This window comes from Bacteroides reticulotermitis JCM 10512 (assembly GCF_000517545.1).
In the GTDB taxonomy this organism is placed as follows: Bacteria; Bacteroidota; Bacteroidia; order Bacteroidales; family Bacteroidaceae; genus Bacteroides; species Bacteroides reticulotermitis.
This window is the reverse complement of record NZ_BAIV01000034.1, coordinates 17135-31834: the sequence shown is the minus strand read 5'-3', so window position 1 is coordinate 31834 and position 14700 is coordinate 17135. Positions and strand designations below refer to the sequence as shown.

General features: G+C 45.2%; 4 protein-coding genes and 4 pseudogenes. 7 read left to right on the top strand and 1 reads right to left on the bottom strand.

Translation table 11 applies throughout. The features are described 5' to 3' along the window. Nucleotides 1-44: 44 nt before the first annotated feature. Nucleotides 45-1887 (bottom strand): annotated as a pseudogene (glmS, locus tag JCM10512_RS17705) (glutamine--fructose-6-phosphate transaminase (isomerizing)). Nucleotides 1888-2247: 360 nt separating this feature from the next. Here glmS and gltB point away from each other — a divergent pair. The 7 genes and pseudogenes from gltB to JCM10512_RS17670 all read left to right on the top strand — a co-directional run bounded on the left by gltB (nt 2248) and on the right by JCM10512_RS17670 (nt 14671). Beyond that, nucleotides 2248-6794, top strand: a pseudogene (gltB, locus tag JCM10512_RS17700) (glutamate synthase large subunit). Between the two features lie 64 nt (nt 6795-6858). Next, nucleotides 6859-8202: a glutamate synthase subunit beta gene (locus tag JCM10512_RS17695; protein WP_044165025.1), complete on the top strand. Its 1344-nt coding sequence runs from the start codon at nt 6859-6861 to the stop codon at nt 8200-8202. Nucleotides 8203-8215: 13 nt separating this feature from the next. Next, nucleotides 8216-9879, top strand: a pseudogene (asnB, locus tag JCM10512_RS17690) (asparagine synthase B). A gap of 119 nt (nt 9880-9998) precedes the next feature. Next, nucleotides 9999-10760, top strand: coding sequence for a glycerophosphodiester phosphodiesterase family protein (locus JCM10512_RS17685; protein WP_044165024.1), 762 nt, complete (start codon nt 9999-10001; stop codon nt 10758-10760). Between the two features lie 828 nt (nt 10761-11588). Further along, the gene (gene dapF, locus JCM10512_RS17680) at nt 11589-12395 is read left to right on the top strand and encodes a diaminopimelate epimerase (protein WP_044165022.1); all 807 of its coding nucleotides are present in this window, start codon (nt 11589-11591) and stop codon (nt 12393-12395) included. 128 nt (nt 12396-12523) lie between these two features. Beyond that, the gene (locus JCM10512_RS17675; protein WP_044165020.1) at nt 12524-13756 is read left to right on the top strand and encodes an LL-diaminopimelate aminotransferase; all 1233 of its coding nucleotides are present in this window, start codon (nt 12524-12526) and stop codon (nt 13754-13756) included. A 175-nt stretch (nt 13757-13931) separates the two neighbouring features. Continuing rightward, nucleotides 13932-14671, top strand: a pseudogene (locus tag JCM10512_RS17670) (hypothetical protein). Nucleotides 14672-14700: the final 29 nt, after the last annotated feature.

The following is a 14700-nucleotide window of genomic DNA, read 5'->3' as shown; positions in this document are numbered from 1 at the left end:
TATTCTATATATAATTCTATTCCACAACAAAGGCCATCCCTCCTCTACTCTACCGTAACGGACTTCGCCAAATTTCGAGGCTGATCTACATCCATGCCTTTGCATACGGCAATGTGATAGGCCAATAACTGGAGAGGAACCGTCGTTATCAACGGATCAAGACATTCCAATGTTTCGGGTAGCTCGATGCTGTAATCGGCTATCTTACTGATTATCGTATCTCCCTTTGTCAACAAAGCGATCACTTTACCTTTACGGGCCTTTATTTCCTGAATGTTACTCAGCACTTTCTCATACAATCCGTTCTGGGTAGCAATGACAACTACGGGCATCTCAGCATCGATCAGAGCGATAGGTCCGTGCTTCATTTCCGCAGCCGGATAACCTTCGGCGTGAATATACGAAATTTCTTTCAGTTTCAAGGCACCTTCCAGAGCTACGGGATAACTATATCCGCGTCCCAGGTAGATGAAGTTATGAGCGTAAGTGAATATTTTAGATAGCTCAGCTATCCGATCGTTCAACTCCAGGAGCCTTTCATCTTATCGGGAATGTGACTCAGTTCTTGTACGATATCCAAGTAGTGGGCTTTGTCGATTGTTCCTTTCTCTTTAGCCAGTGTCAGCGCCAGCATGGCAAGTACGGTGACTTGTCCGGTAAACGCTTTGGTGGATGCTACACCGATCTCAGGACCTACGTGAATGTAGGAACCGGTATCTGTGGCACGGGGAATGGACGAACCGATGGCATTGCAAATTCCATAAATGAACGCTCCCCGGCTTTTTGCCAATTCGACAGCGGCCAGTGTATCGGCTGTCTCACCACTCTGCGAGATAGCGATGACAACATCATGTTCATCAATCACCGGATCCCGATAACGAAATTCGGAAGCGTATTCTACTTCTACCGGTATGCGGCAGAAACTCTCGATCAGATGTTTGCCGATCAGGCCGGCATGCCACGAGGTTCCGCAAGCCACAATGATGAATCGCTTGGCTTGCAACAGTCGGTCTTTGTTGTCTATTACGGCTGAAAGAACCACATTGTCGGCTTCGATGTTGATTCGACCACGCATACAGTCGCGAATGCAATCGGGCTGCTCAAAGATCTCTTTCAACATGAAGTGGGGATAACCGCCCTTCTCCAACTGTCCGAGGTTCAATTCTACTTTCTTTATTTCCGCAGTCATCTCCACGTTGCTCAGGTTGACTACCTTAAGGTCTTTCCCGCGGTGAATGACAGCAATCTCTTCATCTTTCAGATAAACTACTTTATCGGTATATTCCACGATTGGCGTGGCATCCGAAGCTAGGAAGAATTCGTCCTGCCCTACACCGACTACCAACGGGCTACTTTTACGGGCGGCAATAATCTCATCGGGATGTTCTTTGTCGAGTACAGCAATGGCGTAGCTCCGACCACTTCGCCCAAAGCCAATTGGACAGCGGCGAGTAAAGAGACATGATTGGTTTCTTGAATGTATTCGATAAGTTGAACAAGTACTTCCGTATCTGTATTGCTTTTGAAAATATAGCCTTTAGCTTGAAGTTTTTCTTTGAGAACAGCGTAATTCTCGATAATTCCATTGTGGATAAGAGCAAGTTTCTCTGAGGAGGAAAAGTGGGGATGGGCATTTGCCGTACAAGGCTCTCCGTGGGTCGCCCAACGAGTGTGGGCAATACCGATCGTACCGGAAATATCTTTTTGTGTAACGAAATCTTCAAGCTCTGTAACTTTACCTTTCGCTTTATACACATTTAATTGTTGGTTATCACTGATTAATGCTACCCCAGCACTGTCATATCCACGATACTCTAGTCGCTTCAGTCCTTTAATAAGGATGGGATAGGCTTTTCTTTGACCAATATAGCCTACGATTCCACACATATTATGATATTTTTATTTCGGTGCAAAGATACATATTCCAAATAACATAAAGATTATATTTTCAATATTTATTTGACAGAAACACACAATAAAGTTGCAAAGATATCATATAGTTAAATAATATATTATTTTAGTCTCAAAAAGAAATCAGTTACGATCAAATAAAAATAAAGTGCTACTAAATTACGAATCAAAACTAAAAATAGCGCATTCGCTTACAGTTTATCAGTTTTAAGGTTCTAGTTTTTATTTCATAAAACACAAAAGCTTTAATTTACTATCATTTTGAAATTAAATTATTAAATTTGCCGAACATTTTGACACATCAAATAGGTATTACCAATCATTAAGGCTACAAGAATGAAGAAACAAGAACTTTTTAACAACAAAACAAAAGAAAATCCTGGCCAACAACGACAGCCCCTGCAAGAGGGGTTATATGATGCAGCATACGAACATGATGCCTGCGGTGTTGGTATGTTAGTCAACATTCACGGCGAGAAGTCTCACGATATCGTGGAGTCGGCTTTAAAGGTATTGGAAAACATGCGCCACCGCGGTGCGGAAGGCGCAGATAACAAGACGGGAGATGGTGCCGGAATCATGTTACAGATTCCGCATGAATTCATTTTATTACAAGGTATACCGGTTCCTGAAAAAGGAAGATACGGTACCGGACTGTTCTTTCTGCCTAAAAATGCAAAGGATAAGGCAGCAATCTTGAGCATTATAATTGAAGAGATTGAAAAAGAAGGACTTACGTTGATGCATCTGCGTAATGTACCGACATGCCCCGAAATATTGGGAGAGGCAGCTCTCTCGAATGAACCGGACATCAAACAGGTATTCATTACCGGATTTACCGAAACGGAAACTGCCGATCGCAAACTATACCTGATCCGAAAGAAAATTGAAAATAAAGTAAGACTCTCATCCATCGCTACAAAGAATGATTTCTACATTGTTTCTTTGTCGACAAAGAGTATTATATATAAAGGTATGCTTTCATCGTTGCAATTGCGCAACTACTTCCCGGACCTGACGAACAATTACTTCACCAGCGGCCTGGCCTTGGTTCACTCGCGCTTTAGTACCAACACGTTCCCAACTTGGGGATTGGCTCAGCCTTTCCGCTTGCTGGCGCACAACGGTGAAATAAATACGATCCGGGGTAACCGCGGTTGGATGGAAGCTCGCGAAAGTGTGCTCTCGTCGCCTGTACTGGGAAACATAAAAGAAGTTCGCCCGATCATACAACCGAATATGAGTGACAGTGCTTCGCTGGATAATGTATTGGAATTCTTGGTTATGTCGGGATTGAGCCTACCGCATGCCATGGCTATGCTGGTACCGGAATCGTTCAACGAGAAGAATCCGATCAGCGAAGACTTGAAAGCATTTTATGAATATCATTCGATCTTAATGGAACCTTGGGACGGTCCGGCTGCGTTGTTGTTCAGCGACGGACGGTATGCTGGTGGTATGCTCGACCGTAACGGTCTGCGTCCCGCACGCTACTTGATTACCAAGAAAGATATGATGGTGGTAGCCTCCGAAGTAGGTGTAATGGACTTCGAACCGGGGGACATCAAAGAGAAAGGACGCCTGCAACCGGGAAAGATTTTATTGATCGATACGGAAAAAGGGGAAATATACTACGATGGCGAACTGAAGAAACAATTGGCAGAGGCCAAATCATACCGTACGTGGTTATCGACCAACCGAATTGAGTTGGACGAGTTGAAGAGCGGCCGCAAAGTTTCGCACGAAGTGCCTAATTATGACCGGATGCTTCGTACATTTGGTTACTCGAAGGAAGATGTCGAGCGTCTGATTACGCCGATGGCAAGTACGGGTGCCGAACCGATCAACTCGATGGGTAACGATACACCGTTGGCAGTACTTTCGGATAAGCCTCAATTATTATACAACTATTTCCGTCAACAGTTTGCGCAGGTTACCAATCCGCCGATCGACCCGCTTCGTGAAGAGTTGGTTATGTCGCTGACTGAGTACATCGGCGCGGTGGGAATGAATATCCTGACACCCAACGAGAGCCATTGTAAGATGGTACGGTTGAATCATCCGATTTTGAGTAATACGCAATTGGATATTCTGTGCAACATCCGCTACAAGGGTTTTAAAACGGTGAAGCTACCGATGTTGTTTGAAGTATCCAAGGGTAAAGCCGGTCTGCAAGAAGCAATAATCAAGCTATGCAAAATGGCGGAAGATTCTGTGACCGAGGGCGTAAACTACATTGTACTGACGGATCGCGAAGTGGATGCTACACATGCTGCCATTCCATCCCTATTGGCTGTGAGTGCAGTTCACCATCACTTGATTTCGGTTGGGAAACGTGTACAGACTGCACTGGTTGTAGAAAGCGGTGAGATTCGCGAGGTGATGCACGCTGCCCTGCTCTTGGGCTTTGGAGCAAGTGCCCTGAATCCGTATATGCCTTCGCCATCCTCGACAAACTAGTGAAAGAGAAAGAGATCCAGCTGGACTATGCAACAGCTGAGAAAAACTATATCAAATCCATCTGCAAAGGTCTGTTCAAGATTATGAGCAAGATGGGTATCTCAACAATCCGTTCATACCGCGGAGCGAAGATATTCGAAGCGGTCGGTTTAAGCGAAGAGTTGAGCAAAGCTTACTTCGGAGGTATCGGTTCACCGATTAGCGGTATCCGTCTGGAAGAGATTGCCAGGGATGCCATCACTTTCCACGATGAAGGATTCGCGGAAGAAGTAGGCGGAATGCTTCATCATAACGGATTGTACGCTTACCGCAAAGATGGAGAAGAGCATGCTTGGAATCCGGAAACAATCAGTACACTTCAATTGGCTACTCGCTTGGGAAGCTACAAGAAGTTTAAAGAATACACGCATCTGGTGGACGAGAAAGAGAAACCGATCTTCCTGCGTGATTTCCTCAGTTTCCGACGGAATCCGATTAGCATCGACCAAGTAGAACCGGTAGAGAACATTCTTCGTCGTTTTGTGACCGGTGCCATGTCATACGGTTCCATCAGTAAAGAAGCACATGAGGCAATGGCTATTGCCATGAACCGCATTCACGGACGTAGCAATACGGGTGAAGGTGGTGAAGATGCTTCTCGTTTCGAACCTCTACCGGACGGAACATCGTTGCGTAGTGCTATCAAGCAGGTTGCTTCCGGTCGTTTTGGAGTTACTGCCGAATACTTGGTGAACGCGGATGAAATTCAAATAAAAGTAGCTCAGGGAGCTAAACCGGGTGAAGGCGGACAGCTTCCGGGATTCAAGGTGAACGACGTAATCGCTAAGACGCGTCACTCCATTCCGGGAATTTCGTTGATCTCTCCCCCGCCCCATCACGATATTTATTCAATTGAGGATTTGGCACAACTTATCTTCGATTTGAAAAACGTGAATCCGAAAGCTAAGATCAGCGTGAAGCTAGTTGCCGAAAGCGGTGTGGGAACGATTGCAGCCGGTGTTGCTAAAGCGAAAGCCGACTTAATTGTAATCTCCGGTGCTGAAGGTGGTACAGGTGCTTCGCCTGCCTCTTCGATCCGTTACGCAGGTATCTCTCCTGAAATCGGTCTGAGCGAAACGCAACAAACACTGGTATTGAACGGGCTTCGTGGACAAGTTGTTCTGCAAGCGGACGGCCAGCTTAAAACGGGACGAGACATTATTTTGATGGCGCTTATAGGAGCTGAAGAGTTTGGCTTCGCAACTTCCGCCCTGATCGTATTGGGTTGTGTGATGATGCGTAAATGTCACCAGAATACTTGTCCGGTAGGTGTTGCCACACAGAACGAAGAGTTACGCAAACGTTTCCACGGACATAGCGAATACTTGGTGAACTTCTTCACTTACCTGGCTCAGGAAGTACGCGAACATCTGGCTGAAATGGGATTCACGCAAATGAACGACATCATCGGACGTACGGATTTGATTGAACGTAAAACAGGCAATGATCCGAATCCGAAACATGAATTGGTAGACTTCACCAGACTGTTGGCTCGCATAGACAATAGTGCAGCTATCCGCCACGTGATCGATCAGGATCATGGTATCTCCAGTGTGAAGGATGTGACAATTATAGATGCTGCTCAGGATGCCATCGAACACGAAAAAGAGGTTTCGCTGGAATATACGATCGCGAACACGGATCGTGCCATAGGTGCTATGTTATCCGGAGTGATTGCCAAGAAATATGGTGAGAAGGGATTGCCGGAACACACCTTAAATATAAAGTTCAAAGGGTCTGCCGGACAGTCTTTCGGCGCTTTCCTCGTACCGGGGGTGAATTTCAAACTGGAAGGAGAAGCGAATGACTATTTAGGAAAAGGGTTGAGTGGCGGACGTATCGCTGTATTGCCTCCGATCCGTAGCAACTTCGACGCTGAGAACAATACAATTGCGGGCAATACCTTGCTTTATGGAGCTACCAGCGGGGAAGTTTACATCAACGGTTGTGTAGGCGAACGTTTCGCTGTACGTAACTCCGGTGCTACTGCGGTTGTGGAAGGTGTAGGCGATCACTGTTGCGAATATATGACCGGAGGACGTGTCGTGATTCTGGGAAAGACAGGACGTAACTTCGCTGCCGGTATGAGTGGCGGTGTAGCTTATGTATGGAACAAAGACGGTAACTTCGACTACTTCTGCAACATGGAAATGGTAGAGCTTTCGCTCATCGAGGAAGCCAGTTACCGGAAAGAATTGCACGAACTGGTACGCCAACATTATCTGTACACAGGTTCTAAGTTAGCCCGCACCATGCTCGACGACTGGAATCATTATGTGGATCAATTCATCCAGATAGTACCGATCGAATACAAAAAGGTGCTTCAGGAAGAGCAAATGAAAAAGTTACAGCAAAAGATCGCAGATATGCAAAGAGACTACTAACCGTCAAGGTATCGGAATCGAGTATTGATGCAGAACTGAATTTAAACTTAAAACTTAAAAAGAGATGGGAGATCCTAAAGCTTTTTTAAACATACCTCGTCAAGAGGCCGGATATCGTCCGCTAAGCGAGCGAATCACCGATTATAGCCAAGTAGAACAAACGTTAAATACGAACAGCCGCCGATTACAAGCTTCACGCTGCATGGATTGCGGAGTACCATTTTGCCATTGGGCTTGCCCGATAGCAAACAAACAGCCGGAATGGCAGGACGCGCTTTATAAAGGAAAATGGAGAAAGGCCTATGAGATCTTATCGTCCACATGCGACTTTCCCGAATTTACCGGACGTATTTGTCCCGCTCCTTGCGAGAAGTCGTGTGTATTGAAATTATCCTGCGACCAACCGGTGACCATTCGTGAAAACGAAGTAGCAATTGTAGAAGCTGCTTTTCGCGAAGGATATATTCAACCCATCATTCCGGTGAGAAACGGAAAGAAGGTTGCCGTGATCGGTGCAGGCCCTGCCGGATTGGTAGTAGCCAACCAACTGAATCAGAAGGGATACACCGTTACCATATTCGATAAAGACGAAGCCCCCGGTGGCTTGTTGCGTTTCGGTATTCCGAACTTCAAACTGGACAAGAATGTGATAGACCGACGCATGAGCATACTCGAAGCGGAAGGCATCTTGTTTGAGATGGGTGTGGAAGTCGATTTGAACCGTCTTCCGGAAGGATTCGATGCTTACTGTGTTTGCACCGGAACTCCAACCGCACGTGATCTGCCCATTCCGGGACGCGAACTGAAAGGTATCTACCTCGCACTCGATATGCTGGCACAACAAAACCGAATATTGGAAGGACAAACCTTTCCGAAAGATAAGTTGGTAAACGCCAAAGGCAAAAAAGTATTGGTTATTGGTGGTGGTGACACAGGTTCCGACTGTATCGGTACAAGCGTTCGCCAAGGAGCTGTCAGCGTATTACAGATTGAAATCATGCCCAAACCGCCGGTTGACCACAATCCCGCGACTCCATGGCCGCAATGGCCCATCGTTTTCAAAACGACATCCAGTCACGAAGAGGGTTGCAGCCGTCGTTGGTGTCTGACGTCCAACCAATTCATCGGTAAGAACGGTAAGGTAAGCGGCGTGGAGGTAGAAGAAGTCGAATGGGCCCCTTCACCCGAAGGCGGACGTCCGGTAATGACACCGACAGGCAAGAAAGAGGTAATCGAAGTAGATATGGTGCTTCTGGCTATGGGATTCCTGAAGCCCGAACACCCCAAATATGCTGAAAACGTTTTCATGGCAGGGGATGCCGATACCGGTGCAAGTCTTGTAGTACGCGCTATGGCCGGAGGACGGACAGCATCAGCAGCAATTGATTCTTATTTAAGCAATAAATAAAAAAAGTACGATTATGTGTGGAATAGCAGGTATACTCAACATAAAAGCTCAGACAAAAGAGCTGAGAGGTATAGCGCTGAGAATGGCGCAAAAAATCCGTCATCGCGGACCGGACTGGAGTGGTATCTACGTAGGTGGAAGTGCCATTCTAACACACGAACGTCTGTCGATTGTCGATCCGAAAAGCGGTGGACAGCCTTTATACTCCCCCGACCGTAAGCAAATCCTTGCCGTGAACGGGGAAATATATAATCACCGTGATATTCGTGCCGCATACGATGGCAAATACGAATTCCAGACCGGAAGCGACTGTGAAGTGATTCTGGCTTTGTATAAAGACAAGGGTATAAACTTCTTGGAAGATATCAGCGGTATCTTTGCCTTTGTGCTTTACGATGAAGAAAAAGACGAGTTCCTGATCGCCCGTGATCCGATCGGTGTTATACCTTTATATATAGGTAAGAACAAAGAGGGAATGATCTACTTCGGCAGCGAACTGAAAGCACTCGAAGGCTTCTGCGACGAATACGAGCCCTTCCTTCCGGGACATTACTATTACAGTAAAGAGGGAGAAATGAAACGCTGGTATAAGCGTGATTGGACAGAATATGAGGCTGTAAAAGACAACGAAGCCCACGTAAGCGACGTAAAAGAAGCATTGGAAGATTCTGTACATCGTCAGTTGATGAGCGACGTATACGGGGTATTACTCTCTGGCGGCCTTGACAGTTCGGTAATCTCGGCAGTTGCGAAGAAATATGCAGCCAAACGTATTGAGACTGATGGCGCTAGCGATGCTTGGTGGCCGCAACTACACTCTTTCGCCATTGGTTTGAAAAACGCACCGGACTTGATAAAGGCTCGCGAAGTGGCCGAATATATCGGAACCGTGCATCATGAAATCGATTATACGGTACAAGAAGGTCTGGACGCAATCCGCGATGTGATCTATTTCATCGAAACCTATGACGTGACTACCGTTCGGGCATCTACTCCCATGTACTTGCTAGGCCGTGTGATTAAGTCGATGGGCATCAAGATGGTGTTGAGTGGTGAAGGGGCTGATGAGGTTTTCGGAGGTTATCTTTATTTCCACAAAGCACCGACTCCGCAAGCCTTTCACGAAGAGACGGTACGTAAGTTGAGCAAACTGCATCTTTACGACTGCCTCCGTGCCAATAAGAGTTTATCCGCTTGGGGAGTTGAAGGACGTGTTCCGTTCCTCGACAAAGAGTTTCTCGATGTAGCGATGCGACTCAATCCGAAAGGTAAAATGTGTACCGGTAAAGAGATCGAAAAGCGCATTGTCCGGGAAGCTTTCTCCGATATGCTGCCACAAAGTGTAGCTTGGCGACAGAAAGAACAGTTCAGTGACGGAGTTGGCTATTCATGGATCGACACATTGAAAGAGGTTACATCCGCTGCGTGAGTGACGAACAGATGGCTCTTGCTGCCGAACGTTTCCCCATCAATACGCCGATGAACAAGGAAGAGTATTACTACCGGAGTATCTTTGAAGAACATTTCCCCAGTGAAAGTGCCGCACGAAGCGTACCCAGTGTACCTAGTGTAGCCTGCTCTACAGCTGAAGCACTGGCTTGGGATACGGCTTTCAAGAACATGAACGACCCGAGTGGACGGGCCATAAAAGGGGTACACGAAGAAGCCTACGTATAAAACAATCCTTTACATTTATATTACGATTAACGCAGATTAGCATATTATTGGCTAATTTGCGTTTTCTTTTTTATAATTTTGAACCCAAACACTGGATAACCCTTAAAACAAGAGATAAAATGAATTTTAGAAAAATGATGATGGCATGCGCACTTTTGATAGCTTCCTGTTGCCTGCAAGCGCAAACAAAAGTAATTGCTCACCGAGGATTCTGGAAAACTCCCGGTTCTTCACAGAATGGCATCACCGCTCTCCAAAAGGCTGACTCAATCGGTTGCTACGGTTCGGAGTTTGATGTATGGCTTGCCAAAGACAATAAGTTGGTGGTCAACCACGACCCGGTATTCAAGATGAAATTTATGGAATACTCCAAAGCAGATGTCCTCACCGGCCTTCGACTGTCCAACGGCGAGTACCTGCCTAGCTTGGAACGATTCCTGCAAGCCGGTCAAAAGAATACCACCAAACTCGTTCTGGAGTTGAAAGCACACAGAAACACCAAGCGTGAAACGAAAGCTGTGCAGGAAATCATCGCCATGGTGAAACGCATGGGACTCGAAAAACGCATGGAATATATTTCATTCTCGTTACATGCCACCAAAGAGTTTATCCGCCTTGCCCCTGCCGGAACACCTGTGTTCTACCTCAACGGTGATCTTTCGCCCAAAGAATTGAAGGAGATAGGTTGCACAGGCCCCGACTATCAACTCGGTGTATTCCGCAAAAACCCCGAATGGATCAAAGAATGTCATGACCTGAATATGAAAGTCAACGTGTGGACCGTAGATAAAGCGGAAGATATGGAGTGGCTCATCGAAAAAAAGGTAGATTTCATCACAACCAACGAACCGGTTGTACTACTAAATCTGCTAAAGAAATAACAGAAATCCACTGATTGGTAAGAAATACCGATTACCTCGCTGTAAGAAGCCCGGTAGTCGGTATTTCTCATTATTAGCCATTCAGTGTACGCAAAACCAAAAGCTGTAAAGCAACTTTGTACAACGGATATAATAGTGACAATGAAAAACGCACGATAACCAAAAACGTATAAACTGAAAGCAGGTAAAGTCAAAGCACGCAACAGACTCGATAAACATCTAGATCTTTAAAAAAAACATCGAGGTCTTTCAGTCAAAAGATCAGGCTCTTTTTAGAAAAGATCTAGATCTTTTTTCGAGCATTCTTTTTGAGATCGATAGTCACTTTCAGCTACCTCACTCTTTTTGCTCTAATCCTACTTTCAAGCCCCAAACAGGAAAATAGGTATTTTGCTCTCACAATTTCCTTGCGAATGGAAGAAATCGGCTGCGAAGTAGAATAAAAAAACTTCAGATTTTTACAACGGGTTCTTTTTTGTAACAAGAATGCAATAAGTTAGCAAAAACCGTCCTTTTAGTTTCACTTTGTCAAGTCAAAAACCCCATAAAAAGATGAATTGTAGTGCTAAACTGCAATAATACCGATCAAAAAAACTTCATATATAATGAAAGGATATGCAAAACATTTCGATAAAATAATAGTTTATTAATAGAGGCCTATTCGTACTTACAATTTCGCATTTACGAGCGCCTAATTTACTGCGATTGAAAGTTTTTGAAAAATAAATAGATATTAGATAGGTTATATGATAAAATATAAAACAAAAAGTCATATCTTTGCATTGTAATAAAACAAAAGGAAACAACAACCAATAAATAAACAACAAAATGACAAACACCGTTAGGTTTACCAAAATGCACGGAGCCGGTAATGACTACATTTACGTAGACACATTCCGATATCCGATAGCAAATCCTGAGGAGAAGGCCATTGAATGGAGCAAGTTTCATACAGGAATTGGAAGTGACGGACTTATATTAATAGGTTATTCGAATAAAGCTGATTTCAATATGCGCATCTTCAATGCAGATGGTTCGGAAGCAATGATGTGCGGAAATGGTAGTCGCTGCGTAGGAAAATACGTATACGAATATGGATTGACAGAGAAAACAGAGATAACACTCGAAACACTGTCCGGCATCAAAACCCTGAAATTGCAGGTAGACAAAGGAATTGTTATAGCCGTTACAGTAGATATGGGAAGTCCGGTTTCCACCGGAAGCGTTCTTTTTGGTGATGAATTTCCGTACCAATCGACTCAGGTATCCATGGGAAACCCACATTTGGTGACTTTCGTGGAGGATATTAATCAAATTGACTTACCTGAAATCGGACCCAAGTTGGAACACTACCCCCTCTTTCCGGACCGGACGAATGTAGAATTCGCTCAAATAATCGGAAAAGATAAAATCCGAATGCGAGTATGGGAAAGAGGATCGGGCATCACTCAAGCCTGCGGAACGGGCGCTTGCGCTACAGCAGTAGCCGCGGTCATTAACGGATTGGCAAGCCGGAAGAGCGAGATAATCATGGACGGAGGAGCCGTCACCATCGAATGGGATGAGGTAACCGAACATGTTTTAATGACCGGACCGGCAACCAAAGTATTCGACGGAGAGATCACATTCTCCTAAAGAGAGCGGACAGGAAATGGAACAGAGCAAATGAGATATAATAGATATTTGAATATAAAAGTAACACAACTTCCTCTCCATTGGAGAGAGATGGGAAGAATTTTCTATAAACTTAAAACAAGAACAAGATGGCACTAGTAAATGAACACTTTCTTAAATTACCGGGAAGTTATTTGTTCTCGGATATTGCGAAAAAGGTAAATACATTCAGGATAACACACCCTAAGCAGAACATCATCCGACTCGGTATCGGCGATGTTACTCAGCCTCTGCCCAAGGCTTGCACCGAGGCAATGCACAAGGCAGTGGACGAATTAACCCGCAAGGATTCATTCCGCGGTTATGGTCCCGAACAGGGATACGACTTCTTGATTGAAGCGATTATTAAAAATGATTATGCACCTCGTGGCATTCACTTCTCGCCAACCGAGATCTTTGTGAACGATGGAGCAAAAAGCGACACTGGCAACATCGGAGATATTCTCCGTCACGACAACAGTGTCGGTGTAACCGATCCTATTTATCCGGTTTATATTGATAGTAATGTGATGTGTGGCCGGGCCGGGATGCTCGAAGAGGAAACAGGAAAATGGAGCAATGTCACTTATATGCCTTGTACAAGTGAAAACAATTTTATCCCTGAAATTCCCACGAAACGGATAGACATTGTGTATCTCTGTTACCCGAACAACCCGACCGGCACAACACTCACTAAACCGGAACTGAAAAAGTGGGTAGACTATGCACTGGCAAACGATACGCTCATTTTGTTTGATGCTGCCTACGAAGCATACATCCAGGATGCAGACGTCCCCCACTCTATTTATGAAATAAAAGGTGCAAAGAAATGCGCGATCGAATTCCGCAGTTTCTCCAAAACAGCAGGCTTCACCGGTGTACGCTGCGGATACACAGTAGTACCTAAAGAGCTGACCGCCGCCACCCTGGCAGGAGACCGCATTCCGCTCAACAAGCTTTGGAACCGCCGTCAGTGCACCAAGTTCAACGGAACATCTTACATCACTCAACGAGCAGCCGAAGCAACATACACACCCGAGGGAAAAGAACAGATAAAAGAGACAATCAATTATTATATGACAAACGCCCGAATCATGAAAGAAGGATTGGAGGCAACCGGCTTGAAGGTATACGGTGGAGTGAACGCTCCGTACCTCTGGGTGAAAACCCCGAACAATACTCCTTCCTGGCGTTTCTTCGAGCAAATGTTGTATGAAGCCAATGTGGTAGGCACACCGGGAGTTGGCTTCGGACCGAGCGGTGAAGGTTACATCCGGCTAACCGCATTCGGCGAACGTAATGACTGCATCGAAGCAATGAGACGAATTAAAAGCTGGCTTTAAGATTTAAAAAATTGAGAATTAGTAGAACAAAAATCCCTATACAGACTTATGAAAGAAACGTATTCCTCCATACTAAGTTCTCAATTTTTTATTTAACTGATAGTATTTTGCGCGCTACTATATAACGCATGGACCGTACATCCACATTTTTCTAACTATTAAAGGCAAAAAGACGATGAAAATGACGAGTAACAAAAAACTGGGAGTAATGGCAACAGCATTACTGATAACTCTTGCTCCGGCTACAATGACGGCACAAGATAAGGTAGAAGCTTCGGTTGGAGCGGATCTGGTAAGTGGTTATATCTGGCGTGGTCAGGACTTGGGTGGAGTCAGCATCCAACCGGCATTAGGCGTTTCATACAAAGGCTTTTCACTCGGTGCATGGGGATCAGTAGGACTTGAGTCGAAAGATACGAAAGAATTTGATTTAACATTGGGATATGCGACTGGCGGGTTCAGCGTTTCGGTAACCGACTATTGGTTCAACAAAACGGCCGGCGAAGGTGATGAGTTTATCACCAACAAGTATTTCAAGTATGGTGCACACTCCACAGCTCATGTATATGAGGCACAGGTGGGTTATGATTTTGGTCCGTTGGCAGTTAATTGGTACACCAACTTCGCAGGTGCCGACGGCGTGAAAGAGAATGGAAAAAGAGCTTATTCCTCTTACCTCGCACTTAGTGCTCCATTCAGTTTAGGCGGACTCGACTGGGCAGTAGACTTGGGCATGGTTCCTTGGGAAACGACGTTCTACAACGGATATTCCAGTGGTTTCAGTGTTTCCGATGTCAGCCTGGCAGCTTCTAAAGAGATCAAAGTGACAGATTCCTTCTCCGTTCCGGCATTTGCAAGGTAACCGTGAATCCGCGTACGGAAGGAGCTTACTTTACATTCGGATTAAGTTTTTAATAGAGAGAGAGAATGAGAATATCCGGAGA

Excerpts from the sequence above, each read along its gene's own strand:
- JCM10512_RS17695 (WP_044165025.1), top strand. The coding sequence starts at position 6,859 with ATGGGAGATCCTAAAGCTTTTTTAAACATACCTCGTCAAGAGGCCGGA.
- JCM10512_RS17685 (WP_044165024.1), top strand. The coding sequence starts at position 9,999 with ATGAATTTTAGAAAAATGATGATGGCATGCGCACTTTTGATAGCTTCC.
- dapF (WP_044165022.1), top strand. The coding sequence starts at position 11,589 with ATGACAAACACCGTTAGGTTTACCAAAATGCACGGAGCCGGTAATGAC.
- JCM10512_RS17675 (WP_044165020.1), top strand. The coding sequence starts at position 12,524 with ATGGCACTAGTAAATGAACACTTTCTTAAATTACCGGGAAGTTATTTG.